Below are 26,138 nucleotides of genomic sequence, written 5' to 3' on the forward strand. Positions count from 1 at the left end.
AAGTTAGAAGTAGCCCTGACGTTTCTTGTCTTCCATGGAGCCGGCGCCATCGTGGTCGATGACTCGGCCCTGACGCTCGGAAGTACGCGTCAGAAGCATTTCCTGAATGATGTCGGTCAGCGTTTCGGCTTCGGACTCGACAGCGCCCGTCAACGGGTAGCAGCCCAGGGTACGGAAACGCACCTTCTTCTTGACGATACGTGCCTTTTCCTCGGCGCTGAGGTGCTCGAGGATGCGATCGTCGTCGATCATGATCAGGGTGCCGTTCTTCTCGATGACTTCACGCTCGGCAGCGAAGTACAGCGGCACGATCGGGATGCCTTCGAGGTAGATGTACTGCCAGATGTCCAGCTCGGTCCAGTTCGACAGCGGGAAGACGCGGATCGACTCGCCCTTGTTGACCTTGCCGTTGTAGACGTTCCACAGCTCCGGACGCTGGTTCTTCGGGTCCCAGCGGTGCTTGCTGTCGCGGAACGAGTAGACGCGCTCCTTGGCCCGCGACTTCTCTTCATCGCGGCGCGCGCCACCGAAGGCGGCGTCGAAACCATGCTTGTCGAGCGCCTGCTTCAGGCCCTGGGTCTTCATGATGTCGGTGTGCTTGGAGCTACCGTGGGTGAAGGGATTGATCCCTTGCGCCACACCCTCGGGGTTGACGTGGGTGATCAGCTCCAGCCCCATTTCCTCGACCATCTTGTCGCGGAAGCGGTACATCTCCTGGAATTTCCACTGGGTGTCGACGTGCATCACCGGGAACGGCAGCTTGCCCGGGAAGAAGGCCTTGCGCGCCAGGTGCAGCATCACGGCGGAGTCCTTGCCGATCGAGTACAGCATCACCGGGTTGTCGAACTCGGCGGCCACCTCGCGGATGATGTGGATGCTCTCCGCCTCCAGCTGTTTCAAGTGCGTCAGTTTGTCGACCATGGCTACTCACGAAAAACGATCTTATGGACGGCCAGCGGGCCGTGTTCGAGCGAGCCACTTTATCACAGCGCCTGATTCTATTTAGGAGGGCTGCTAGATCGAAACGGTCTAATGATATGACTGGGGGTTTGAGGACCCTGTCGCGGGCTGAGCCTGCTACAGGGCCCCGCCCGACTAGATTGGATTCGGGCAATCGATGAACAGGTGCTCCAGGGCAAAGCGCTTGGCCAGGTAGTCGCCCAGCGCCTGCACCCCGTAGCGTTCGGTGGCATGGTGCCCCGCAGCGATGAAGCTGATGCCGTTCTCGCGCGCACTGTGGTAGGTCTGCTCGGAGGCCTCTCCGCTGATGAACAGGTCGACACCCGCGGCGATGGCGTTGTCGATATAGCCCTGGCCGCCACCGGTGCACCACCCCACCCGGCGAATCGTCCCCTCGCCCTCGACTACGAGCGGCTCGCGGCCCATGACTTCGCGCACGCGGCGGGCGAAATCGCCGGCCGACATGGGCTCGGCGAGGGAGCCGATCAGGCCGACCACTCGAGGGTTTTCGGGATCGAGCGGGCCTTCGACGGTGATGTCGAGCTGGCGCGCCAGCTGCACGTTGTTGCCCACCTCAGGGTGCACGTCCAGCGGCAGGTGGAACGCCAGGAGGCTGATGTCATGCTTGAGCAGGGTCTTGATGCGCCGCTGCTTGATCCCGGTGATGCATGGGCTCTCGCCCTTCCAGAAGTAGCCGTGGTGGACCAGCACCAGGTCGGCCTCGGCTTCGACTGCAGCGTCGAGCAAGGCCTGGCTGGCCGTGACGCCCGTGACGATACGACTGACCTGCGGACGCCCCTCGACCTGCAGGCCGTTGGGGCAATAATCCTGGATCTTGGCACTGGACAGGTAGCGCTCGGCTTCCTCGACCAGGGTGCTCAGGGCGACGGCCATGGAAAAATCTCCTTGTAATTCGGTGCTTCAACGGGCGCCAGGCCTCGTATACTGAGCGCCATTATGGGCCGTCGCCGGGTTCGGGGAAACCGGCGCCCCGACTTGTCCGCGAAAGCTGCACCGCAATCCATACCATCGCCGATCACCGAGGTGTATGATCGCGCGCGTTTGCGCCACGGCCCTCGCCCTATTTCCAGGATTCATTCGATGCTCAAGGCTTTGCGTTACTTTGGCTGGCCCCTGCTCACCGGCGTACTGATCGCCGCACTGATCATCCAGCGTTTCCCGGAATGGGTCGGCCTGCCCAGCCAGGACGTCAACCTGCAACAGGCACCGCAGACTTCGCGGATCATGCAGGGCCCGGTCAGCTATGCCGACGCCGTCACCCTGGCGGCGCCCGCCGTCGCCAACCTGTACACCACCAAAGTGGTCAACAAGAGCGCCCATCCGCTGTTCGAAGACCCGCAGTTCCGCCGCTTTTTCGGCGACAACCTGCCCAAGCAGCGACGCTGGGAATCGAGCCTGGGCTCGGCGGTGATCATGAGCCCCGAAGGCTACCTGCTGACCAACAACCACGTGACCAGCGGTGCCGACCAGATCGTGGTAGCGCTCAAGGATGGCCGCGAGACCCTGGCCCGGGTCATCGGCAGCGACCCGGAAACCGACCTCGCGGTGCTGAAGATCGACCTGAAGAACCTGCCCGCCATCACCATCGGCCGCTCCGACAACATCCACATCGGCGATGTCTGCCTGGCCATCGGCAACCCCTTCGGTGTCGGCCAGACCGTGACCATGGGCATCATCAGCGCCACCGGCCGCAACCAGCTGGGGCTGAACAACTACGAAGACTTCATCCAGACCGACGCGGCCATCAACCCGGGCAACTCCGGCGGTGCGCTGGTCGACGCCAACGGCAATCTGATCGGCATCAACACCGCGATCTTCTCCAAATCCGGTGGTTCGCAGGGCATCGGTTTCGCCATTCCCGCCAAGCTGGCGCTGGAGGTGATGAAGTCGATCGTCGAACATGGCCAGGTGATTCGAGGCTGGCTGGGCATCGAGGTGCAGCCATTGAGCGAGGAATTGGCCGAGTCGTTCGGCATGCAGGGGCGTCCGGGTATCGTGGTCGCCGGCATTTTCCGCGACGGCCCAGCCCAGCGTGCGGGGCTGCAACTGGGTGACGTAATCATGAGCATCAATGGCGAGCCGGCCGGCGATGGTCGCAAGTCGATGAACCAGGTGGCGCGGATCAAACCGAGCGAGAAGATCAGCATCGAAGTGATGCGCAATGGCAAGCAACTGAAGCTGATTGCCGAGGTGGGCCTGCGGCCGCCACCAGCGCCGGTGGCGACCAAAGAAGAAAAGTAACAGCAACATGGGGCCGCTTTGCGGCCCCAGTCATATCAGTGCAGGATCTGGCTCAGGAACAACTTGGTCCGGTCACTGCGCGGCCGGTCGAAGAAGTCATCCGGCGAGGCCTGCTCGACGATCTCCCCCTTGTCCATGAAGATCACCCGGTTCGCCACGGTGCGGGCAAAGCCCATCTCGTGGGTCACGCAGAGCATGGTCATGCCGTCTTCTGCCAGGCCGACCATGGTGTCGAGCACTTCCTTGACCATCTCCGGATCGAGTGCCGAAGTCGGCTCGTCGAACAGCATGATCTTGGGCTTCATGCACAGCGCGCGGGCAATGGCCACACGTTGCTGCTGGCCACCGGACAACTGCCCCGGGAACTTGTGCGCCTGCTCTGGAATACGCACACGCTCCAGGTAATGCATGGCGATTTCCTCGGCCTTGCGCTTGGGCATCTTGCGTACCCACATCGGTGCCAGGGTGCAGTTCTCGAGGATGGTCAGGTGCGGGAACAGGTTGAAGTGCTGGAACACCATGCCGACTTCACGGCGGATCGCCTCGATCTGCTTGAGGTCGTTGGTCAACTCGACGCCATCGACGACGATGCGCCCCTGCTGGTGCTCTTCCAGCCGGTTCAGGCAACGGATGGTGGTGGACTTGCCCGAGCCGGACGGCCCGCACAGGACGATGCGCTCGCCCTGGCGTACGTTCAGGTTGATATCCTTGAGCACATGGAACTGGCCATACCACTTGTTCACGCCCTGCATCTGGATGATGCCTTCGGGGCCGGCGGGCTGCTTGATCGCTTCACTCATTTCGAAACTCCTAACGCTTGTGGCCAGTGTCCAGCTTGCGCTCCAGGTGCATGGAGTAGCGGGACATACCGAAACAGAAAATCCAGTAGACCAGGGCCGCGAATACGTAGCCCTCGGTCGCCATGCCAAGCCAGGCAGGGTCTGCCGTGGCTTGCCGGGTGCTGTTGAGCAGATCGAACAGGCCGATGATGATCACCAGGCTCGTGTCCTTGAACAGCGCGATGAAGGTGTTGACGATGCCGGGGATCACCAGCTTCAGGGCTTGCGGCAAGATCACCAGGCCCATGGCACGCCAATAGCCCAGCCCCATCGCCGCGGCCGCCTCGTACTGCCCCTTGGGAATCGCCTGCAGGCCGCCGCGAACCACCTCGGCGATGTAGGCCGACTCGAACAGGATCACGAAGATCATCGCTCGCAGCAGCTTGTCGAAGCTCGTGCCCTCGGGCATGAACAGCGGCAGCATCACCGACGACATGAACAGCACGGTAATCAGTGGAATGCCGCGCCAGAACTCGATGAAGGTCACCGAGACCGCCTTGACCACCGGCATTCTCGAACGCCGCCCGAGGGCCAGCAGAATGCCCAACGGCAAGGCCGCAGCGATGCCCACGGTGGCAATGACCAGGGTCAGCATCAGCCCGCCCCATTGCGAGGTCGGCACCAGCGTCAGGCCGAAGCTGCCACCGTGCAACAGCAGGTAGGCGAGGATCGGATACAGCACCAGATAACCAATACCGTAGGGCACCTTGCGCGGGAAGCGGCGGATGAACAGCGGTGCCGCGGCGATCACGCCCAGCCACACGGTCAGGTCGACCCGCCAGCGCAACTCGCTCGGGTAATAGCCGTACATGAACTGGCCGATGCGTTGCTGGATGAACACCCAGCAAGCGCCGTCCTTGGTGCAGTCCGCGCGGGTCGTGCCCGTCCAGTTGGCGTCCAGGAACGCCCACTGCAGCAGTGCCGGCACGATCAGCCAGACCAGGTAGACCGCGAACAGGGTCAACAGCGTGTTGATCCAGCTGGAAAACAGGTTGGCGCGCATCCACGCCAGCACGCCGACGGTCTTCACCGGTGGCGGCATATCGGGTTTGAAAACATGGGAAGTCATGCGCCTGTCCTCACCGCTCGATCAGCGCAATGCGCTTGTTGTACCAGTTCATCAGCAACGAGATGCTGATGCTGATCGTCAGATACACACCCATGGTGATCGCCATGACCTCGACCGACTGGCCGGTCTGGTTCAGCACCGTACCGGCAAACAGCGACACCAGTTCCGGATAGCCGATGACCGCCGCGAGCGACGAGTTCTTCGTCAGGTTCAGGTATTGGCTGGTCAGCGGCGGGATGATCACCCGCATCGCCTGCGGAATGATCACCTTGCGCAAGGTCGGACCTTCGCGCAGGCCCAGCGAACGGGCGGCTTCGGTCTGGCCATGGCTGACCGAGCGGATACCGGCGCGCACGATTTCGGCAATGAAGGCGGCGGTGTAGATCGACAGCGCCAGGGTCAGCGCGAGGAATTCGGGAATCAGCACCCAACCGCCGACGAAGTTGAAACCTTTGAGCTGCGGCACTTCCCACTGCAGCGGGTTGCCGAACAGCAACACGCAGACGCCGGGAATGCCAAAGAGCAGCGCCAGCCCCACCCAGAACTTGTGGAACGGCTGGCCGGTTTCATCGAAGCGTTTGTTGGCGTAGCGCACCATCAGGGCGATTGCCACGACCGCCAGCAGCAGCGCCACGACGAACGGCCAGAAAGCTTCGCCGATGGAAGCGCCCGGCATGTTCACGCCACGGCTGCTGATGAAGAACAGGTCATCGATATTGATGCTGCCCCGTGGCCCCGGCAGCGCGGTGAATACCGCGAAGTACCAGAACAGGATCTGCAGCAGCGGTGGAATGTTACGGAAGGTCTCGACATACACCGCCGCCAGCTTGCTGATCACCCAGTTCGAGGATAACCGGGCAACGCCGACGACGAAGCCAAGCACGGTGGCGATGATGATGCCGATGACGCTTGCCAGCAGGGTATTGAGCAGGCCGACCAGCAACACCCGTGCATAGGTGTCGGCTTCGGTGTAGCCGATCAGGTGCTGGGCGATGCCGAAACCGGCACTGCGCTCGAGAAAGTCGAAGCCCGAGGTGATACCTCGGTGCTGCATGTTGGTCTGGGTGTTGTGGATGAGGTACCAGCCCAGGCCGATCACGACCACGACCGTGATGATCTGGAACAGCCACGCGCGCACACGTGGATCGCTCAGGGATAACCCTTTCCGTGCGCCGATATGATTTTGCATGAAATGCCCCGAAAAGAAGGGAGTCGAACGACCCGCGACGGCCGGATGCCGTCGCGGGGGGCAGCCATCAGCGCACAGGCGGTGCGTACTGGATGCCGCCGTTGTTCCACAGGGCATTCAGGCCGCGGTCGATTTCCAGCGGGGTGCTCTTGCCCAGGTTCTTCTCGAACACTTCACCGTAGTTGCCCACTTGCTTGACGATCTGCACCACCCAGTCCTTGGGCAGCTTCAGGTCCTTGCCGTACTCGCCGTCGGCACCCAGCAGGCGAGCGACGTCGGGGTTCTTGGTGGATTTGGCTTCGGCCTCGACGTTCTTCGAGGTCACGCCTGCTTCTTCTGCGTTGAGCATGGCGTAGAGGGTCCACTTGACGATGCTGAACCACTCTTCGTCGCCTTTACGCACGACCGGGCCCAGGGGCTCCTTGGAAATGGTTTCCGGCAGCACCACGTACTCGGTCGGGGCAGCCAGCTTGGAGCGCTGTGCGTAGAGCTGCGACTTGTCGGAAGTCAGCACGTCGCAACGACCGGATTCCAGCGACTTGGCGCTCTCGTCGGAGGTGTCGAAGGTGATCGGGGTGTACTTCAGGCCATTGGCGCGGAAGTAGTCGGAGACGTTCAGCTCGGTGGTGGTACCGGCCTGGATGCAGATGGTCGCGCCATCGAGTTCCTTGGCGCTGGAAACGCCCAGCTTCTTGTTCACCAGGAAGCCTACGCCGTCGTAATAGGTGACACCGGCGAACACCAGGCCCATGCCAGCGTCACGCGAGCTGGTCCAGGTGGTGTTGCGCGACAGTACGTCGACTTCGCCGGACTGCAGCGCGGTGAAGCGCTCCTTGGCGTTGAGCTGGCTGAACTTGACCTTGGTGGCGTCGCCGAACACGGCGGCAGCCACGGCGCGGCAGACGTCGGCGTCGATGCCGACGATCTTGCCCTGGGCGTCAGGGACGGAGAAGCCCGGGAGGCCGTCGCTCACGCCACACTGGACGAAGCCCTTCTTCTGTACCGCATCGAGCGTGGCGCCAGCCTGGGCGGCGCCCACGGTGCCCAGGGTGGCGGCAGCGGTCAGGACTGCCAGCGTGGTTTTCAACATCTTCATCAACAACCTCCAAATGCTCTTGTTGTACCGAGCCGGAATTGCACCGCACCCTTATGAGGCGCATCCGACCCTTGTTGGCTTGTTTTTGGGTCAATTGGCGCAATGGGCTGTTCTGTGACAGCCTTCCATCCACGTGGGCGGGTGTTACCGTTCAGGCCCCCGTCCATCGCATCGGTACGAACGTAGCAAAGCGCGTACCATAGTTACCGCCTTAAGCGTTTAAGCATGCGTCAAGGGGGTAAAGTTGTAGAGTTGCGACATCTTTTTATGGCACTAACCACCAGCGCCTTCTTTTTACGCACTCAATAAGTTCTTACGCACTTTTTCGGAGCAGTCATGACCAACCCGCTGATTCTCGAACCCCAGAAGACCGCCGACGCCTGTGTGATCTGGTTGCACGGCCTGGGGGCCGACCGTTACGACTTCCTACCGGTGGCCGAATTCATGCAGGAACGTCTGCCAAGTACCCGTTTCATCATGCCCCAGGCGCCAACCCGCCCCGTCACCATCAACGGCGGCTATGCCATGCCGAGCTGGTACGACATCAAGGCCATGACTCCGGCCCGGGCTATCGACGAGACGCAGCTTGAAGAATCGGCCGACCAGGTCATCGCGCTGATCAAGGCCGAACAGGCCAAGGGCATCAACCTGTCGCGGATCATCCTCGCCGGATTTTCCCAGGGCGGCGCCGTGGTGCTGCACACCGCCTATATAAAGTGGCAGGAAGCGCTGGGCGGGGTGATCGCCCTGTCCACCTACGCCCCGACCTTCAACGAAGGCCATCAGCTCAGCGCCTGCCAGCAACGCACCCCGGCCCTGTGCCTGCACGGTGTGCACGATCCGGTGGTGATCCCGTCGATGGGCCGTACGGCCTTCGAGTATCTGAACACCTGGGGCGTCGCCGCACGCTGGCACGAATACCCCATGGAACACGAAGTGGTGGTCGAGGAACTGAGCGATATCCACGACTGGCTGGCCAAGCGCCTGCAGTAATCCGACGAGCGCCTGTAGCCACTGGCGCATTGCACTACAGCGAATACTACGCCGAGCCTGAATCTTGCATTACACTGCCCGGCGTACATTCCTTAACCAGTTGACGAGACGACCGTGCTCAAGGCACTCAAGAAAATATTCGGCAAGGGAGACGCCGCCCCACAGGCCGTCGCGCCCGCTGCCCCCGTGATTGCACCCACGCCTCAGCCCGCACCGGCCCGGCCCCCGAAACCGTCAAGAGCGAAGTCCGCGCCGCGCAGCCAGCCCGAACCTGTGGCCAAGGCCGAAGCCGCGCCTGCCGAGCAGCCGCCCCGGGAAAAGCCCCGCCGCGAGCGCAAACCCAAACCCCAGGCCAGCCTGTGGAAGCCCGAGGACTTCGTGGTCGAGCCCCAGGAAGGCAAGACTCGCTTCCACGACTTCAAGCTCTCCAACGAGCTGATGCACGCCATCCACGACCTGGGCTTCCCCTACTGCACGCCGATCCAGGCTCAGGTCCTGGGTTACACCCTGCGTGGCCAGGACGCCATCGGCCGGGCCCAGACCGGCACCGGCAAGACCGCCGCGTTCCTGATCTCGATCATCTCGCAGCTGCAGCAGACCCCGCCGCCCAAGGAGCGCTACATGGGCGAGCCGCGTGCGCTGATCATCGCCCCGACCCGCGAACTGGTGGTGCAGATCGCCAAGGACGCCGAGGCCCTGACCAAGTACAGCGGGCTGAACGTGATGAGCTTCGTCGGCGGCATGGAGTACGACAAACAGCTCAAGGCCCTGGAAAAGCGCTACTGCGACATCCTGGTCGCGACCCCGGGCCGCCTGCTGGACTTCCAGCAACGCGGCGAAGTGCACCTGGACATGGTCGAGGTGATGGTGCTGGACGAAGCCGACCGCATGCTCGACATGGGCTTCATCCCGCAGGTACGCCAGATCATCCGCCAGACCCCGCCCAAGAGCGAACGCCAGACCCTGCTGTTCTCCGCCACCTTCACCGACGACGTCATGAACCTGGCCAAGCAGTGGACCACTGACCCGGCCATCGTCGAGATCGAGCCGGAGAACGTTGCCAGCGAGACGGTCGAGCAGCACGTCTACGCCGTGGCGGGCAGCGACAAGTACAAGCTGCTGTACAACCTGGTCACGCAGAACAAGTGGGAACGGGTGATGGTCTTCGCCAACCGCAAGGACGAGGTGCGGCGCATCGAGGAAAAGCTGGTGCGCGACGGCATCAATGCCGCCCAGCTGTCGGGCGATGTGCCGCAGCACAAGCGCATCCGCACCCTGGAAAGCTTCCGCGAAGGGCGCATCACCGTGCTGGTGGCCACCGACGTGGCCGGGCGTGGGATCCATATCGACGGCATCAGCCACGTGATCAACTTCACCCTGCCGGAAGACCCGGACGACTACGTGCACCGCATTGGCCGTACCGGGCGTGCAGGCACCAGTGGTGTGTCGATCAGCTTCGCCGGCGAGGATGACTCCTACCAGTTGCCGGCGATCGAGGAACTGCTGGGGCGCAAGATCAAGTGCGAGATGCCGCCGGATGAATTGCTCACGGCAGTGCCGCGCAAGCATCACTGATCGGTGCTGGATTCTTCGCGGGCAAGCCCGCTCCCACAGGCCTGAAGACAGCGGGACACCTGTGGGAGCGGCGGTGCGGCGACCCGACTTGCCCGCGAACCGGGGCAACGCCCCGGCCATCAAACAGAGGTTCTACCAGCGCCCGGCAGCCTCCTGGTCACTCTGCTTGCCTTCGACCCACCTCGGCCCTTCCTGAGTGTTCTCCTTCTTCCAGAACGGCGCCCGGGTCTTCAAGTAATCCATGATGAAGTTGCAGGCATCGAACGCGGCCTGCCGATGCGCGCTGGCAACCCCCACGAACACGATCGGCTCACCCGGCTCCAGCGCCCCGATGCGATGCAGCACCTCGACCTTGAGCAAGGGCCAGCGCTGCTCGGCCTCGACCAGGATCTTGGCCAGGGCCTTCTCGGTCATGCCCGGGTAGTGCTCGAGAAACATCCCCGCCACCTCGCGACCGTCGTTGAAGTCGCGCACATAACCGACGAACCCGACCACCGCGCCCACGCCCACATTGGCAGCGTGCATGGCATTGACTTCGGCACCGGGGTCGAACGCCGCCTGCTGTACCCGTACGCCCATGCTCAACCTCCGGTCACCGGCGGGAAGAAAGCGAGCTCATCGCCGTCCTCGACCGGCTCATCGAGCCTGCACAGCTCTTCGTTGCGCGCGCACATCAGGTTCTGCTCGGCCAATACGGCGTAAACGCCGCCTTTGGCCACCAGCGCCTGGCGCACGTCGTCGAGCACCTTGAAATCCCCTTCCAGGCGCTCGGCATCGACGCCAAGCACCTCACGGTAACGGGCAAAATAGAGGGCCTTGATCTTCATCACCCCTCCACCTTGTAGTGGCCGCTCTTGCCGCCGACCTTCTCCAGCAGGCGCACCTGCTCGATTATCATGCCCTTGTCCACGGCTTTGCACATGTCGTAGATCGTCAGCGCCGCGACGCTGGCAGCGGTCAGCGCCTCCATCTCCACACCGGTTTGCCCGGCCAGCTTGCAGCGGGCAACGATATGCACCACATCTTCGCCTTCGCCAGTCAGCTCCACCTTGACGCTGGTGAGCATCAGCGGATGGCACAGCGGGATCAGGTCGCTGGTCTTCTTCGCCGCCTGAATGCCAGCGATGCGTGCCACGGCGAACACGTCACCCTTGGGGTGCTCGCCATCGACGATCATCCGCAAGGTCTGCGGCAACATGCGCACCCGCGCTTCGGCGATCGCCTCGCGTGCGGTCACGGCCTTTTCAGTGACGTCGACCATGTTGGCGCGCCCCTGGGAATCGAGATGAGTCAGCACTGCTCTGCTCCTGTGAAGGGAAAGCAGAGTGTAAACCTGTGGGTCAGGTTTGCGCAGGGGAATGTGTCGGCAGCTTCGGCCTCATCACCGGGCTTGCCCGCCCCCACAACCGTGTGGAAGCGGGCTTGCCTGCGAATGAACCAGCCGGGCCTACAGATGCGACTCGGCGTACTCGGCCAGCACCGAGCGCGGCACACCCTGCAAGGTGATGTGCACGCCATGGGGGAAGTCCTTGAAGCGCTCGGTCAGGTAGGTCAGGCCCGAGCTGGTCGCGGACAGGTAGGGGGTGTCGATCTGCGCCAGGTTGCCCAGGCAGACCACCTTGGAGCCAGAGCCTGCACGAGTGATGATGGTCTTCATCTGGTGCGGGGTGAGGTTCTGGCATTCGTCGATCAGGATCAGGCTCTGCTGGAAGCTGCGCCCACGAATGTAGTTCAGCGACTTGAACTGCAACGGCACCCGTTCGAGGATGTACTCGACACTGCCGTGGGTGCTTTCGTCATCCATGTGCAACGCCTCGAGGTTGTCGGTGATGGCGCCCAGCCAGGGCTCCATCTTCTCCGCCTCGGTGCCCGGCAGGAAGCCGATCTCCTGGTCCAGCCCCTGCACGCTGCGGGTGGCGATGATACGCCGGTAGCGCTTGCTGACCATGGTCTGCTCGATGGCAGCGGCCAAGGCCAGGATGGTTTTGCCCGAACCGGCCGCGCCGGTGAGATTGACCAGGTGGATGTCCGGATCGAGCAGGGCGAACAGCGCCAGGCTCTGGTGGATGTCGCGGGGCTTGAGACCCCAGGCTTCCTGATGCAGCAGCGGCTCCTGGTGCAGGTCGAGCAACAGCAGTTCGTTCTCGCGAATGCCCTTGATCCAACCAACGAAGCCTTGCTCGTCGATGATGAACTCATTGACGTGCACGGCCGGCAAGTTATCGATCAGTTGTACGCGATGCCAGGTACGGCCCCGTTCCTGGCGGGTGTCGACCTTGCTGACCCGGTCCCAGAATGAGCCGGTGACCGAGTGGTAGCCCTTCGAGAGCAAGGACACATCATCGACCAGTTGGTCGGTGCTGTAGTCCTCGGCAGCGATGCCACAGGCACGCGCCTTCAGGCGCATGTTGATGTCTTTGGTGACCAGTACCACGTCCAGGTCAGCCCGCCTGGCGCGCAGCTCCAGCAGTTGGTTGATGATGATGTTGTCGTTGAGGTTCTCCGGCAGCAGCCGGTTGGGTTCGTTGCGCGGGCTCATCAGGATCGACAGGAAGCCCTTCGGCCCGCCCTTGCCACGCTGGATCGGCACCCCTTGTTCGACATCGGTGGGTGATGCATCGCCGAGGGTCTGGTCGATCAGGCGAATGGCCTGGCGACATTCGGCGGCGATGGATTGTTTACCGGTCTTGAGCTTGTCGAGTTCCTCCAGCACCGTCATCGGTATGGCGACGTGGTGCTCCTCGAAGTTGAGCAAAGCGTTGGGATCGTGAATCAGGACGTTGGTATCGAGCACATACAGGATTGGCTGGTTGGAGGAAGGGTTGCGTCCTTGGTCATCCATACTCGGTCACCTTATGTGAAAGCAGGACGGCACAGCTCGGCTGCACCGCAGAGTGACCGCCGTTCTCCCCGTATCCGCGTCGTTACGGGCGGGGAGCGCACCTGGCAAGGAGGGCCTGGATGACGCCACCTGTGCTGCAGGAATCGGCTGTCCGATTCCTTCATACCGCAAAAGGCGTGACGGAAAAAAGACTTTTTACGCTCCGGTGAAGTTTATTTTGCCGAATGACGATCCGCGCTTGGCGATAAGGTGACGGGGGACTACAGTCAATGTTGGACCCTGGATTTCATGCCTAGCGCAGATGCGCATACTCCATGCAATCCTGCCACCCGATCCCGCTCTGCGCCGTGTGCTGCAACAGCCATTCCAGCGCCGGCTGTGCCTTGGGCAGGGTGTCGTGGAACTGAATCACACCCTTGCGCCATAGCAGCATCAAGGTCATCACCCGCTGGGCCGACTGCTCGGCATCCAGCGCGCTGTCGTCCTGGGCGTCGATGTCCCACAGTGACACCTGCAGCCCTTGCGCCGCCATGAACGCCTCGCCGTCGACGCGGCGCTGCCCATAGGGCGGGCGGAACAGCGGCACGTACTGCTCGGGCATCAAACCCTGCACCTGCGCCTGGCTGCGCCGCAGGGAGTCCTGCCAGCCCTGCCACTGGGCGTGGGAGCGATACTCCCAGCCCTGAATCCCCACGCACTGCCCGGCGTAAAGCGCCGCGACATTCCCCCCCTGGGCCATGTCGCGGCGCTGCTGCACGCGGTTGCCCAGCACGAAGAAGGTGGCGCCCAGCTTTTGCCGGCGCAGGTAATCAGTGAGCAGATCCGTGTTGCTGCCGACCGGGCCGGGGCCGCCGACGAACGTCAGCAGGAACATCCGATCGTTGAGTTCATCGCCATTGCGCTCGCGGCTAGACAACCGCTCGATCTCGCTGCTGGTCTGTGGAAACAACGCTGCCTTGCGCAACTGTTCGTCGAGGTAGCGGACATTGAACTGATGACTGGGCTCGACCCACTGCTTGTAGAATTCGCCGACATCTGTAGCGAACGTTGCCGAACGCGTACGCAAATCCGCCATCGAGTCCAGCGGATAGCAGAACGAGGCATCCTGCTCGCAACTGAGTTGGGCCTGCTGGAAGTTTTCCCACAACCGCTGCCACATGCGCGCCCGCACCGAACGAATCACCGCCAGGTTGATCTGCCGCAACCCCAGGCGCGCCGCCAGGGCGCGCTCATCGAGCATCTCGCTTTCATGCAGCACCTGGGCGAAGGAAAGGATCTGTGCGCGCGATGCCACGTCGAACAGCACCGGGCTGTCGAGCTGCTCGGGCCAATGGCTGCGGTCGAAGCTGACGGAATTGGACGGGGCGGCCTGCACAGCCAGGCTGAACAACCCGGCCAGCACGGCGAAGGCAATGCGCACGATCGGTTCTCCCTAAACGGATGATGCGCACTATAGCGCCTGCCCCGGCGATGGTCTGTGACTATCGTCAGCATAGTTTGGCGTTGCCCTGCTGGCCCCGTAGAATCGTCGCCGACGATTTCAGGAGCCGACCCCATGCTGACGGTGATTTCCCCCGCCAAGACCCTCGACTACGACACCCCGCCGGTAACCCAGCGCCACACCCTGCCGCAGTACCTGGACGATTCGCAGACGTTGATCACCCAACTGCGCGAGCTGTCGCCGGCCCAGATCGCCGAGCTGATGCACCTGTCCGACAAGCTCGCCGGCCTCAATGCCGCGCGCTTCGGCAGTTGGACCCCAGACTTCACCCCCGCCAACGCCAAGCAGGCGCTGCTGGCGTTCAAGGGCGATGTGTACACGGGCCTGGACGCCGAAACCCTTGGCGAAGACGATTTCAGCTACGCCCAGCAACACCTGCGCATGCTCTCGGGCCTCTATGGGCTGCTGCGCCCACTGGACCTGATGCAGCCCTATCGCCTGGAAATGGGCACCAAGCTCGCCAACGCACGCGGCAAGGACCTCTACGCCTTCTGGGGCACGCGCATCAGCGAATGGCTGAACCAGGCCCTGGCCGAACAGGGCGATGACCTGCTGCTGAACCTGGCCAGCAACGAGTACTTCAGTGCCGTGAAGAAGAACGCCCTGAATGCGCGGGTGATCAACGTCGACTTCAAGGACCTGAAGAACGGCCAGTACAAGATCATCAGCTTCTACGCCAAGAAGGCCCGCGGCCTGATGAGCCGCTTCGTGATCCAGGAGCGCATCAACGATCCCGAGCAGCTCAAGCGCTTCGATGTGCAGGGGTACTACTACAGCGCCGAGCAATCGAAGCCTGACCACCTGGTGTTTCTGCGCGATCACCCGGCTGACTAGGCCTGGAGCTTGTAGGGGCAACTGTCTTGCTCAAAATCTAAAGGCCAACCCAATCTCCCTGTGTAGCGGGCTTGCCCGCGAACACGGGCATAGCCCCTGCCAGGCACCGCGGTGTGCTTTTCGCGGGCAAGCCCGCTCCTACAGGTACAGCACCGCTGAAAGCCCCGCCCAAAAAGCCAAATTACCGGCGCCAAAAAACAGACGGACCCGAGCTTATCGCCAAACGCCATAAGACCGTTCGTAGTTTTTTGACGAATTTTGAAAAAATTTTTCCGATACTGGCATATAACCATCTCATCTTGATCTCGCCCTTTATATACAGGGGCGAAACCCATCCGTGCTATCAAATTGAAAGTATTTAGCGCTTAAAAAATATTTAGAAATCTTTCATCTGCCCTGCACTCACCCCGGAACTTCTCCCTTCGCAGATCGCTCATAGCACCCGTAACGAATCACGAGCGTGCAACGTGAGAGATGACTTACAGATGACAACTGGCAGGTACTAAATACCTGCACTGATAACTTCGACTACCGCCTCGGTATACCCGAGCGGCCTGTCCAAGCAGGAGAGACGCGCCCCTTACTAATCGTCCTAGTGGTTGATTTCAAAGGATTTATTCACTTGAAAAAACAAGCACAGCAGCGCACCCGATAACGCGCTGCAATAAAGACGGCTGCATCTCAGGGCACGCCTTTTAATAACTGGCCTTTTACTGCCAAGTTTGAGCGCACAACGGTTTGCGCTCCGGATTCATTCATGCCTGCGTTCGGTGAAGTGTCAATTCGCCATGGATCCGTGCGCCCGTAAAAGCAGGTCAATCAACCCGGTCCGACTCTTCGAAAGAGTCGGCGTGATAAACACACGAGGTGAATACGATGCGTATCAGCATCTTTGGTTTGGGTTACGTGGGTGCCGTCTGTGCAGGTTGCCTGTCGGCAAGGGGCCATGAAGTGATTGGTGTGGACGTGTCCACCACCAAGATCGACCTGATCAACCAGGGCAAGTCGCCAATCGTCGAGCCGGGTCTGGAGCAACTCCTGCAGCAAGGCATCGCCAATGGTCGCCTGCGTGGCACCACCGACTTCGCCGAGGCGATCCGCGCCAGCGACGTGTCGATGATCTGCGTCGGCACCCCGAGCAAGAAGAACGGCGACCTGGGCCTGGAATACATCGAATCGGTGTGCCGCGAGATCGGCTATGTGCTGCGCGACACCACCCGCCGCCACACCATCGTGGTGCGCAGCACCGTGCTGCCAGGCACCGTGAAGAACGTGGTGATCCCGATCCTCGAGGACTGCTCGGGCAAGAAGGCCGGCGTCGATTTCGGCGTGGCGGTCAACCCCGAGTTCCTGCGCGAAAGTACCGCGATCAAGGACTACGACCAGCCTCCGATGACTGTCATCGGCGAACTGGACAGCGCCAGCGGCGACGTGCTGCAGGCGATCTACGAAGAGCTCGACGCCCCGATCATCCGCAAGCCGATCGAAGTGGCCGAAATGATCAAGTACACCTGCAACGTCTGGCACGCCACCAAGGTGACCTTCGCCAACGAGATCGGCAACATCGCCAAGGCGGTCGGCGTCGATGGTCGCGAAGTAATGGACGTGGTCTGCCAGGACAAGGCCCTGAACCTGTCGCAGTACTACATGCGCCCAGGCTTCGCCTTCGGCGGTTCGTGCCTGCCCAAGGACGTGCGCGCCCTCACCTATCGCGCTGCCAGCCTCGACGTGAAGGCGCCGCTGCTCGACTCGCTGATGCGCAGCAACGAGTCGCAGGTGCAGAACGCCTTCGACATCATCGAAAGCCACGACAAGCGCAAGATCGCCCTGCTCGGCCTGAGCTTCAAGGCCGGCACCGACGACCTGCGCGAAAGCCCGTTGGTGGAACTGGCCGAGCGCCTGATCGGCAAGGGCTACGAGCTGAACATCTACGACCAGAACGTCGAGTACGCCCGTGTCCACGGCGCCAACAAGGACTACATCGAGTCGAAGATCCCGCATGTCTCGTCGCTGCTCAACGCCGACTTCCAGCAGGTGGTCGATGGCGCCGACATCATCATCCTCGGCAACCGCGACGAGCAGTTCCGTGCCCTGGCCCAGCAGGCGCCGGAAGGCAAGCAGGTGATCGACCTGGTCGGCTTCATGAGCAAGCCCACCAGCACCCTCACCCGCACCGAAGGCATCTGCTGGTAAGCCAGCCCGACGCGGGGCCGGCCGGCCCCGCACTTCCCTGATTCTCGCGACGGATGCTGAACATGCAAAGGCTCCAGACAGTGCTGTTGCAGTGCGCCGGATGGCTGCTCTACATGAGCCTGCTCATGCTGATCGCCCTGGCCCTGCCCAGCGATATCTTCGATTCGCAATCGAAGCACTTCATCTTCCTGGTCGGCGCAGTCGGCATCTGGCGCTACTCCATGGGCGCCACCCATTTCATCCGCGGCATGATCTTCCTGTACCTGGTCTACCCCTACCTGCGCCGCAAGGTGCAGAAGCTGGGCAAGGCGGCCGACCCGTCGCACGTGTACCTGATGGTCACCAGCTTTCGCATCGATGCGCTGACCACCGCCCAGGTGTACAGCTCGGTGATCCGCGAAGCGATCGAATGCGGTTACCCGACCACCGTGGTCTGCTCGCTGGTGGAGAAGTCCGACGAGTTGCTGGTCAAGAGCCTGTGGGCCAAGTTCAACCCGCCCGAACACGTCGCCCTGGACTTCGTGCGCATCGCCGGTACCGGTAAGCGCGACGGCCTGGCCTACGGTTTTCGCGCCATCTCGCGGATGCTGCCGGACGAAAACGCGGTGGTCGCGGTGATCGACGGCGACACCGTGCTGGCCGATGGCGTGGTCCGCAAGACCGTGCCCTGGTTCAAGCTCTACCCCAATGTCGGTGGCCTGACCACCAACGAATTCTGCGAAGTACGCGGCGGCTACATCATGAGCGAGTGGCACAAGCTGCGCTTCGCCCAGCGCCACATCAACATGTGCTCGATGGCATTGTCCAAGCGCGTGCTGACCATGACCGGGCGCATGTCGATGTTCCGCGCAAGCGTGGTCACCAACCCCGAGTTCATTGCCGACGTCGAAAGCGACTCGCTGATGCACTGGCGCCTGGGCCGCTTCAAGTTCCTCACCGGCGACGACAAGTCGAGCTGGTTCAGCCTGATGCGCCTGGGCTACGACACCTTCTACGTGCCGGACGCGGCGATCAACACGGTCGAGCATCCGCCGGAGAAGAGCTTCGTCAAGGCCAGCCGCAAGCTGATGTACCGCTGGTACGGCAACAACCTGCGGCAGAACTCCCGTGCCCTGGGCCTGGGCCTCAAGCGCCTGGGGCTGTTCACCAGCATCGTGCTGCTCGACCAGCGTGTGTCGATGTGGACCAGCCTGCTAGGCCTGACCGTGGCGGTGATCGCCAGCTTCAAGTTCGGCCTGCAGTTCCTGCTGGTGTACCTGCTGTGGATCGGCATCACCCGCCTGATCCTCACCATCATGCTGCTGTGCTCGGGCCACAGCGTCGGCCCGGCCTACCCGCTGATCCTCTATTACAACCAGATCGTCGGCGCACTGATGAAGATCTACGTGTTCTTCCGCCTCGACAAGCAGTCCTGGACCCGCCAGCCGACTGCCCTGAAACGTGACCTCGCCAGCTTTCAACAATGGTTCAACACCTGGTCCTCTCGGACCATGACCTTCTCGGCCGCCAGCATCTTCGTCGCTGTGCTGTTCATGGTCGTGTGAGCCCAACCCGGATCGATCCAACAGGAACAAATCGCCATGAATACCGCCGTGAACGTCAACGTCGTGCATGAGTCCGAAGCCCAGCGCCAGCACGCCCGGGTGCGCATCCCGGCCAAGCTGCGCTATCTGGACAGCGAGCGCCAGCCGCAGGATGTGAAGGTCGACGACCTCTCCGCCGGTGGTCTGTCGTTCCATGCCAAAAAAGCCCTTCCGGTCGGCGATGTCGTGCGTGGTCGCCTGCAGTTCGTGGTCGACAACCTGGGGCTGTCGATGGACATCGAGTTCCTGGTGCGCTCGAGCGATCCACAAAGCGGCCGCACCGGTGTCGAATTCCAGAACCTGGAACCGCGTGATATCGCGACCCTGCGCCACATCATCACCTCCCACCTGTCCGGTGAGCTGATCAGCGTCGGTGACGTGCTCAGTACCCTGCAGCGCGACAACTTCACCAAGGCGCGCAAGCAGAAGGATTCGGGCTCGGGCCTCAGCGCCTTCGGTCGCCTGCGTGCCGTCACCGTCACCCTGGGCGTGTTCGTGGTCGGCATCGCCGCCTTCGGCTTCGTCGCCAAGTCACTGTACGGCCTGTACTTCGTCAGCCACGCCGAGGCCGGCGTGGTCGCGGTACCGACCACCAACGTCACCATGCCCCGCGACGGCAGCATGCAGAGCCTGGTGGAGAACGGTGCGCAGGTGGTCAAGGGCGCGCCGCTGGCGACCTTCAACACCAGCATGCTCGACCTGCTCAAGGGCCATCTGGACGACTCGCAACTGGAGCCTGCCAAGGTCGAGGAGCTGTTCGGCAAGCAGCTTTCCGGCACCCTCACCAGCCCCTGTGATTGCGTGGTCGCCCGCCAGTTGGTGGATGACGGCCAGTACGCCAGCAAGGGCCAGGCGGTTTACCAACTGATCCCGCGCACCACCAACCCGATGGTCGAGGCGCGCTTCAGCTATCGCCAGTTCGACGAGGTCAAGCCAGGTACCCGGGTCAACTTCCAGATCGCCGGCGAAGACAACGTGCGCACCGGTGTGATCGTCGGCAGCGCCAGCCTGGACAACGACAACCTGGCTTCGGACATTCGCGTGCAGATCAAGCCTGACGAATCGCTGCCTGCAGAGCTGGCCGGCCGCCCGGCCTCGGTGAACAGCGACCGCGGTCCATCGCTGAACTGGCTGATCGACAAGGCCGTGGCCCGCGGGCTCTGAGGGGGATAGGACGATGACCCCGAACAATTACACCTGTGCCCCTGTGGGAGCGGGCTTGCCCGCGAAGGGGCCAGCAGGCACACCTTCATCGCAGCTCCCGGCCATTCGCGGGCAAGCCCGCTCCCACAAGGTTCTCGGGCTCTGCGTGCTGGCCATCACCCTGGCCGGCTGCGTCGGCCTGCCTGACCAGCGCCTGGCCAACGAGGCCCTCAAACGTGGCGACACCGCCACCGCCGAGGCCAACTACAAGGCACTCGCCGACCTGGGCTACAGCGACGCACAGGTGGGCCTGGCCGATATCCAGGTCGGCACCCGCGACCCGGCCCAGCTCAAGCAGGCCGAAGCCACCTACCGCGCCGCGGCCGCCTCCTCGCCACGTGCCCAGGCACGCCTGGGCCGCCTGCTGGTGGCCAAGCCCGACAGCACCCAGGCCGAACGCGAGGAGGCCGAAACCCTGCTCAAGCTCGCGGCCAGGCAAGGTGAGGGCAACACCCTGATCCCGCTGGCGATGCTCTACCTGCAGTACCCACAGAGCTTCCCGAACATCAATGCCCAGCAACAGATCGACCAATGGCGCGCCGCTGGCAACCCCGAGGCGGGCCTGGCCCAGGTGCTGCTGTACCGCACCCAAGGCACCTACGACCAGCACCTGGGCGAGGTGGAGAAGATCTGCAAGGCCGCGCTGAACACCACTGACATCTGCTACGTGGAGCTGGCCACGGTCTACCAGAAGCGCGCCCAACCCGACCAGCAGGCCGCCCTGCTCGACCAGCTCAAGGCCGCCTATGCCCGCAACGCGGTGCCTGCGACACGGGTCGACAGCGTCGCCCGCGTGCTCGCCGACCGCAGCCTCGGCCAGACCGACGAAAAAACCGCCAAGGACCTGCTCGAACACGTCGCCCCGGCCAACCCGGCATCCTGGGTCAGCCTTGCGCAACTGCTCTACGACTTCCCCGAACTGGGCGACACCGACCAGCTGATGGCCTACATCGACAAGGGCCGCGAAGCCGAGCAGCCCCGCGCCGAACTGCTGCTGGGCCGCCTCTACTACGAAGGCAAGAGCGTCCCGGCCGATGCCGTGAAGGCCGAGCAACACCTGCAGGCCGCCGCCGATGCCGGCGAGATCAGCGCCCACTACTACCTCGGCCAGCTCTACCGCCGCGGCTACCTGGGCCATGTCGAGCCGCAGAAGGCCGTCGACCACCTGCTCAGTGCCGCCCGTGGCGGCCAGCTCAGTGCCGACTACGCCCTGGCCCAGCTCTACAGCGAAGGCCACGGCATCCGCCAGAACACCGGCAACGCCTGGGTATTCGCCCAGCTCGCCCAGGTCAACCCGACGCCGCAGTCCAGCGAACTGCTGCAGCAACTCGACCAGCAACTCACGCCCGACCAGCGCAGCCAGGCCCAGCGCCTGCTGGAGCAGGAGAAAAAGGCGCGCGCCGGGATGCTCCAGGCCAGCAACAGCCCGCTGGCCCTGGACGCCCTGCAAGACGAGAAAGACGTAGACGCCGAGGACTCGCTATGACGCTCAACCCCTTCGTGAAAGCCGGCATCGGCCTGAGCTTCGCCCTGCTGTGGTCGCTGCCGAGCCTGGCCGCGGAAACCGCGGTGAAGAATTTCGGCCTGGATGTGAAGATCACCGGCCAGTCCGAGGACGACCGTGACCTGGGCACCCGCTCCGGCGGCGACGTCAACGGCCTGGGCCTGGACCTGCGTCCCTGGGTGTACGGCGAGCGCGGCAATTGGAGCGCCTTCGCCATGGGCCAGGCGGTGACTGCCACCGACATCATCGAAACCGACACCCTGCGCCAGAACGACGACGGCACCGCCGTCGACACCGGCGACGACAGCCGCAAGCCCGACAAGAGCTACCTGGCCCTGCGCGAATTCTGGATCGGCTACAGCGGTTTCACGCCCTACCCCGGCGAACAGTTGCGCTTCGGCCGCCAGCGCCTGCGCAGCGACGACGGCATGTGGCGCGACACCAACATCGAGGCGCTGAACTGGAGCTTCGACACCACCCTGCTCAAGGCCGACCTCGGTGTCGCCCAACGCTTCAGCGAATACCGCACCGACCTCACTGAGCTGGCCCCAGAAGACAAGGACCGCACGCACCTCTACGGCAACATCGCCACGCAGTGGACACCCGGCCACTGGGTCGGCCTGCGCGCCCACCATACCCATGACAGCGGCAGCCTGAAGAACCCCGGCGAAACCGTCGATGCCCTCGACAAGACCCGCACCGGCGACCTCACCTGGCTGGGCCTTGAGGCCAACAGCGACGCCTACAACTGGCGCAACGACCACACCGTCAACTACTGGGGCAGCGTTACCTGGCTGACCGGCAATCGCGACAGCCTCAGCAGCCAGTTGGTGGGCGAAGACCAGATCGCCACCGGCAAACAGAGCGGCGACGTCAATGCCTGGGCCACCGACCTCGGTATCCGCCTGCGCCTCGACCCGCAGTGGCAGGTCGGCGCGGCCTACGCCCGTGGCAGCGGTGGTGGCGGCAGCGATGGCTCGAACAACTTCGAGCAGACCGGCCTTGAGAGCAACCGCTCCAACTTCACCGGCACCCGCTCGCGCGTGCACCGCTTCGGCGAGGCCTTCCGCGGCGAGCTGGGCAACCTGCAGGCCGCGACCCTGTTCGCCTCCTGGCAACTGCGCGACGACTACGACGCAAGCTTCATCTACCACAAGTTCTGGCGCGTCGATGGCAACCAGAACATCGGCTCCAGCGGCATCAATGCGGTGGTCAACGACGATGGCATCAACCGTCCGCTGATCAACGGCGAGAAGGACCTGGGCCAGGAGATGGACGTGGTGGTCACCAAGTACTTCAAGCAGGGCCTGCTGCCTGCCTCGCTGAGCCAGTCGATCGACGAGCCGTCGGCCCTGGTACGCCTGCGCGCCGGTGTGTTCAAGCCCGGCGATGCCTATGGCAAGGAAGCGGACTCGTACATGCACCGCGCCTTCGTCGACGTGATCTGGCGCTTCTGAGGCCGGGAGAGGACCGTTATGAACCTGCACCCGAACCTTCGCCACAGCCTGCTCGCCAGCGCCCTGCTGCTGGCCAGCGGCATGGCCGGTGCCGCAGAACCGGCGGTGATCGCCAAGGGCCTGCAACAGGCCAAGACCTACACCGTCGCCAGCGCGCCGATCGAGCCGCTGCAGATGGACCCGCCCAAGCTGCCCGACCTGTCCGGCTATACCGCACAGGCCGTGCAACAGAAGATCGACCGCCGCCACAAGGGCAAGGTCAGCGTGCGCCGCATGCTCCAGGAAGAGTCGCTCAAGGAGTTCATCGGCGGCGACAACAAGGCCGCCGAGTGGGTCCAGCGCCAGCACGGCATTCCCCAGGCGATCTTCGTCGATGACGGGCATGTCGACCTGGTCGAACTGAGCAAGAAGGTGCCTGCCCAATACCTGCGCGAAACCTCGCCGGGCGTGTACCTGGCGCGCCTGCCGATCGTGGTCGGACGCAAGGGCGTGCTGGAGATCGACGGCAAGGTCAAGGAACTGCGCCTGTCCCAGGAGGGCGGCTCGTTCATCGTCAACGACGGCAAGCTGTTCGTCAGCGATACCCAGATCACCGGCTGGCGCGAGCAGGCCAACGGCCCGGCAACCTTCCGTTCGCCCAAGGAATTCCGCCCGTTCCTGCTCAGCTGGGGCGGCACCGAGACCTACATCGTCAACAGCAAGATGGCCAGCTTCGGCTATGCCAAGTCCAAGTCGTATGGCGTGAGCATCTCGCAGTACACCCCCAACATGGCCAAGCAGATGGGCCGCCCTGAACCGACCGGCTGGATCATCGGCTCGGAGTTCAGCGACATGTGGTACGGCTTCTACTGCTACGAGACCCGCGACTTCGTGGTCAAGGACTCGACCTACCGCGACAACATCGTCTACGGCATCGACCCGCACGACCGCTCGCACCGCCTGATCATTGCCGGCAATACCGTGTACGGCACCAAGAAGAAGCACGGGATCATCGTCTCGCGTGAGGTCAACGACAGCTGGATCATCAACAACAAAAGCTACGACAACAAGCTCTCGGGCGTGGTGATCGACCGCAACAGCGTCAACAACCTGATCGCCTACAACGAGATCTACCGCAACCACACCGACGGCATCACCCTCTACGAGAGCGGCGACAACCTGATCTGGGGCAACAAGCTGATCAACAACCGTCGCCACGGCATCCGCGTACGCAACAGCGTGAACATCCGCTTGTACGAAAACATCGCCATGGCCAACGGCCTGGTCGGGGTGTACGGGCACATCAAGGACCTCTCCGACACCGACCGCGACATCGCCCTGGACCCGTTCGACACCAAGGTCTCGCTGATCGTGGTTGGCGGCGAGCTGGCGGCCAATGGCTCCGGCCCGCTGTCGATCGACTCGCCGCTGTCGGTGGAGCTGTACAAGGTCTCCATGCTCGCCCCGCGCAAGTCCAGCGGCATCAGCCTCAACGGCGTGCTCGGCGAGCGCCAGGACGAAATCCTCGACCTGCTGGTACGCCAGCAGAAGGCCGTGCTGATCGACCCGGTCGAACGCCAGACCGAAATGATCGATTAAGGAAGCCCAGACCATGACCCCACACCTGATGAAACTGCTCGGCCTGTCCGCCGCCCTCCTGGCCATCAGCCAGGGCGTGCGCGCCGACGACGTGCAGCCACCGAGCTTCAGCGCCGAGCCGTGCTGCCAGCTGTGCCCCGAGGCCCACGACGCCAGCCGCTACACCACCCGCTACCAGCAGAACTTCACCACCCTGGTGCAGGCCCAGGGCGACTGGCTGTTCCGTACCCGCGAAGACCTGCGCACCGAATTCGACACCACGCCCGGCGGCTACAAGCGCCTGCAGCAGGTGCACGATGCCTTCAAGAAACGCGGCGTGGAGCTGGTGGTGGTCTACCAGCCGACCCGTGGCCTGGTGAACCGCAACATGCTCAAGCCCGAGGAGAAGGCCGCCTTCGACTACCAGAAGGCCCTGCACAACTACCAGGCGATGCTGCAGCGCTTCGCCAGGATGGGCTACAACGTGCCCGACCTCTCGCCCCTGACCAACGAGCAGCTCGCCGCCGCCGACCAGGGCAAGGACTTCTACTTCCGCGGCGACCAGCACTGGACGCCCTACGGCGCCGAGCGCGCAGCGAAGATCGTGGCCGACACCGTGCACCACATGCCGGCTTTCGAGGGTATTCCACGCAAGGAATTCGAGACCCGGAAATCCGGGCGCATGGGCAAGACCGGCACCCTGCACAACGTCGCCGGGCAGCTGTGCGGCACCAGCTACGCGGTGCAGTACATGGACCAGTTCGCCACCGAGCCCAAGGGTGGCGCCAGTGGCGGCGACGACCTGTTCGGCGACTCGGGCAACGCGCAGATCACCCTGGTCGGCACCAGCCACAGCGGCAAGAACTACAACTTCTCGGGCTTCCTGGAGCAGTACATCGGCGCCGACGTGCTCAACGTCGCCTTCCCCGGTGGCGGCCTGGAAGGCTCGATGATCCAGTACCTGGGCAGCGAAGAATTCCACAAGAACCCGCCGAAGATCCTGATCTGGGAGTTCTCGCCGCTGTACCGCCTCGATCAGGAAACCATCTGGCGGCAGATCCTCGGACTGCTCGACGACGGCTGCGACGACCGCCCGGCGCAAATGAGCGCCAGCACCACACTCAAGCCAGGCAAGAACGAGCTGATGGTCAACGGCAAGGGCGGCGTGATCAAAGACCTGGTCAACCGCAATCACCAGCTCGACATCCGTTTCGAGGACACCTCGGTCAAGGTCCTGCAGGCCACCCTCTGGTACCTGAACGGCCGCCACGAGGACATCAAGATCGAAAAACCCGAGACCTCCGACACCGACGGACGCTTCGTCTTCCAGATGCGCGAGGACGAAGACTGGGCCAGCCAGAACCTGCTGGCCCTGGAAGTCCAGGGTCCGGAAAACGGCACCCAGAAAGTCGAGGCCAAGCTCTGCAAACGCAACAACTTCGCCGGCAGCGCGCGCAACACCGCGCAAGCCGGCCAGTGAG

At 63.1% G+C, this 26,138-nt stretch carries 22 protein-coding genes; 11 read left to right on the top strand and 11 right to left on the bottom strand.

Annotated features, from left to right (window positions below; genetic code table 11):
- Positions 1 to 3 precede the first annotated feature (3 nt).
- Both cysD and ACK3BK_RS20625 read right to left on the bottom strand, forming a co-directional pair.
- Positions 4 to 921 carry a sulfate adenylyltransferase subunit CysD gene (gene cysD, locus ACK3BK_RS20620; protein WP_186668093.1) on the bottom strand — a complete coding sequence of 306 codons (918 nt, stop codon included), beginning with the start codon at positions 919 to 921 and terminating at the stop codon, positions 4 to 6.
- A 174-nt stretch (positions 922 to 1,095) separates the two neighbouring features.
- Positions 1,096 to 1,854, bottom strand: coding sequence for a Nif3-like dinuclear metal center hexameric protein (locus ACK3BK_RS20625; RefSeq protein ID WP_186668101.1), 759 nt, complete (start codon positions 1,852 to 1,854; stop codon positions 1,096 to 1,098).
- Between the two features lie 207 nt (positions 1,855 to 2,061).
- Between ACK3BK_RS20625 and algW the strand changes: the two genes are divergently transcribed.
- Entirely contained in the window at positions 2,062 to 3,222 is a 1,161-nt protein-coding gene (gene algW / locus ACK3BK_RS20630; RefSeq protein ID WP_186668103.1) for a Do family serine endopeptidase AlgW, read from the top strand.
- 35 nt (positions 3,223 to 3,257) lie between these two features.
- Here algW and ACK3BK_RS20635 read toward each other — a convergent pair whose 3' ends face one another.
- The 4 genes from ACK3BK_RS20635 to ACK3BK_RS20650 all read right to left on the bottom strand — a co-directional run bounded on the left by ACK3BK_RS20635 (position 3,258) and on the right by ACK3BK_RS20650 (position 7,415).
- Complete coding sequence (locus tag ACK3BK_RS20635) at positions 3,258 to 4,022, bottom strand: amino acid ABC transporter ATP-binding protein (protein WP_054893975.1); 765 nt, start codon at positions 4,020 to 4,022, stop codon at positions 3,258 to 3,260.
- Between the two features lie 10 nt (positions 4,023 to 4,032).
- Positions 4,033 to 5,130 carry an amino acid ABC transporter permease gene (locus tag ACK3BK_RS20640; protein WP_411383195.1) on the bottom strand — a complete coding sequence of 366 codons (1,098 nt, stop codon included), beginning with the start codon at positions 5,128 to 5,130 and terminating at the stop codon, positions 4,033 to 4,035.
- Between the two features lie 10 nt (positions 5,131 to 5,140).
- Positions 5,141 to 6,319: an amino acid ABC transporter permease gene (locus ACK3BK_RS20645; RefSeq protein WP_186668107.1), complete on the bottom strand. Its 1,179-nt coding sequence runs from the start codon at positions 6,317 to 6,319 to the stop codon at positions 5,141 to 5,143.
- Positions 6,320 to 6,386: 67 nt separating this feature from the next.
- Positions 6,387 to 7,415 carry an amino acid ABC transporter substrate-binding protein gene (locus tag ACK3BK_RS20650; protein WP_411383196.1) on the bottom strand — a complete coding sequence of 343 codons (1,029 nt, stop codon included), beginning with the start codon at positions 7,413 to 7,415 and terminating at the stop codon, positions 6,387 to 6,389.
- A gap of 336 nt (positions 7,416 to 7,751) precedes the next feature.
- Here ACK3BK_RS20650 and ACK3BK_RS20655 point away from each other — a divergent pair, with 336 nt between their 5' ends.
- Together ACK3BK_RS20655 and rhlB are read left to right on the top strand one after the other, a co-directional pair.
- Positions 7,752 to 8,408: an alpha/beta hydrolase gene (locus ACK3BK_RS20655; RefSeq protein ID WP_411383197.1), complete on the top strand. Its 657-nt coding sequence runs from the start codon at positions 7,752 to 7,754 to the stop codon at positions 8,406 to 8,408.
- A gap of 114 nt (positions 8,409 to 8,522) precedes the next feature.
- The gene (gene rhlB / locus ACK3BK_RS20660; RefSeq protein WP_186711889.1) at positions 8,523 to 9,983 is read left to right on the top strand and encodes an ATP-dependent RNA helicase RhlB; all 1,461 of its coding nucleotides are present in this window, start codon (positions 8,523 to 8,525) and stop codon (positions 9,981 to 9,983) included.
- 132 nt (positions 9,984 to 10,115) lie between these two features.
- Here rhlB and moaE read toward each other — a convergent pair whose 3' ends face one another.
- The 5 genes from moaE to ACK3BK_RS20685 form a co-directional block, all read right to left on the bottom strand.
- Positions 10,116 to 10,562 carry a molybdopterin synthase catalytic subunit MoaE gene (gene moaE / locus ACK3BK_RS20665; RefSeq protein ID WP_186711201.1) on the bottom strand — a complete coding sequence of 149 codons (447 nt, stop codon included), beginning with the start codon at positions 10,560 to 10,562 and terminating at the stop codon, positions 10,116 to 10,118.
- 2 nt (positions 10,563 to 10,564) lie between these two features.
- A complete protein-coding gene (locus ACK3BK_RS20670; RefSeq protein ID WP_186711200.1) occupies positions 10,565 to 10,810 on the bottom strand; it encodes a MoaD/ThiS family protein in 246 nt (81 codons plus the stop codon).
- Positions 10,810 to 11,280, bottom strand: coding sequence for a cyclic pyranopterin monophosphate synthase MoaC (moaC, locus tag ACK3BK_RS20675; RefSeq protein WP_411383198.1), 471 nt, complete (start codon positions 11,278 to 11,280; stop codon positions 10,810 to 10,812). Before moaC ends, ACK3BK_RS20670 begins: the two co-directional genes overlap by 1 nt.
- A 150-nt stretch (positions 11,281 to 11,430) precedes the next feature.
- On the bottom strand, positions 11,431 to 12,825 hold the full coding sequence (locus tag ACK3BK_RS20680; protein ID WP_186668120.1) for a PhoH family protein: 1,395 nt from the start codon (positions 12,823 to 12,825) through the stop codon (positions 11,431 to 11,433).
- A gap of 292 nt (positions 12,826 to 13,117) precedes the next feature.
- Positions 13,118 to 14,245 (bottom strand): polysaccharide deacetylase family protein, encoded by a 1,128-nt coding sequence (locus ACK3BK_RS20685; RefSeq protein ID WP_411383199.1) that lies wholly within the window; start codon positions 14,243 to 14,245, stop codon positions 13,118 to 13,120.
- Between the two features lie 135 nt (positions 14,246 to 14,380).
- On the opposite strand from ACK3BK_RS20685, the gene yaaA reads away from it, so the two are divergent.
- The 8 genes from yaaA (at position 14,381) to ACK3BK_RS20725 (ending at position 26,137) form a co-directional block, all read left to right on the top strand.
- Positions 14,381 to 15,160, top strand: a complete 780-nt coding sequence (yaaA, locus tag ACK3BK_RS20690; RefSeq protein ID WP_063546032.1) for a peroxide stress protein YaaA — start codon at positions 14,381 to 14,383, stop codon at positions 15,158 to 15,160.
- A gap of 876 nt (positions 15,161 to 16,036) precedes the next feature.
- A complete protein-coding gene (locus ACK3BK_RS20695) occupies positions 16,037 to 17,353 on the top strand; it encodes a nucleotide sugar dehydrogenase (RefSeq protein ID WP_065864153.1) in 1,317 nt (438 codons plus the stop codon).
- Between the two features lie 62 nt (positions 17,354 to 17,415).
- On the top strand, positions 17,416 to 18,897 hold the full coding sequence (locus tag ACK3BK_RS20700) for a glycosyltransferase family 2 protein (RefSeq protein WP_411383200.1): 1,482 nt from the start codon (positions 17,416 to 17,418) through the stop codon (positions 18,895 to 18,897).
- Between the two features lie 36 nt (positions 18,898 to 18,933).
- Positions 18,934 to 20,100, top strand: coding sequence for an alginate biosynthesis protein Alg44 (locus tag ACK3BK_RS20705; RefSeq protein ID WP_186711195.1), 1,167 nt, complete (start codon positions 18,934 to 18,936; stop codon positions 20,098 to 20,100).
- Between the two features lie 13 nt (positions 20,101 to 20,113).
- On the top strand, positions 20,114 to 21,625 hold the full coding sequence (algK, locus tag ACK3BK_RS20710; protein WP_186711193.1) for an alginate biosynthesis TPR repeat lipoprotein AlgK: 1,512 nt from the start codon (positions 20,114 to 20,116) through the stop codon (positions 21,623 to 21,625).
- Positions 21,622 to 23,100: an alginate export family protein gene (locus tag ACK3BK_RS20715; protein ID WP_411383201.1), complete on the top strand. Its 1,479-nt coding sequence runs from the start codon at positions 21,622 to 21,624 to the stop codon at positions 23,098 to 23,100. Before algK ends, ACK3BK_RS20715 begins: the two co-directional genes overlap by 4 nt.
- Before the next feature lie 18 nt (positions 23,101 to 23,118).
- Entirely contained in the window at positions 23,119 to 24,678 is a 1,560-nt protein-coding gene (gene algG / locus ACK3BK_RS20720) for a mannuronan 5-epimerase AlgG (protein WP_186711190.1), read from the top strand.
- 13 nt (positions 24,679 to 24,691) lie between these two features.
- Positions 24,692 to 26,137 (top strand): alginate O-acetyltransferase, encoded by a 1,446-nt coding sequence (locus tag ACK3BK_RS20725; protein WP_411383202.1) that lies wholly within the window; start codon positions 24,692 to 24,694, stop codon positions 26,135 to 26,137.
- Position 26,138: the final 1 nt, after the last annotated feature.

The organism is Pseudomonas sp. L7 (genome assembly GCF_046605565.1).
GTDB classification, from domain to species: domain Bacteria; phylum Pseudomonadota; class Gammaproteobacteria; order Pseudomonadales; family Pseudomonadaceae; genus Aquipseudomonas; species Aquipseudomonas wayambapalatensis.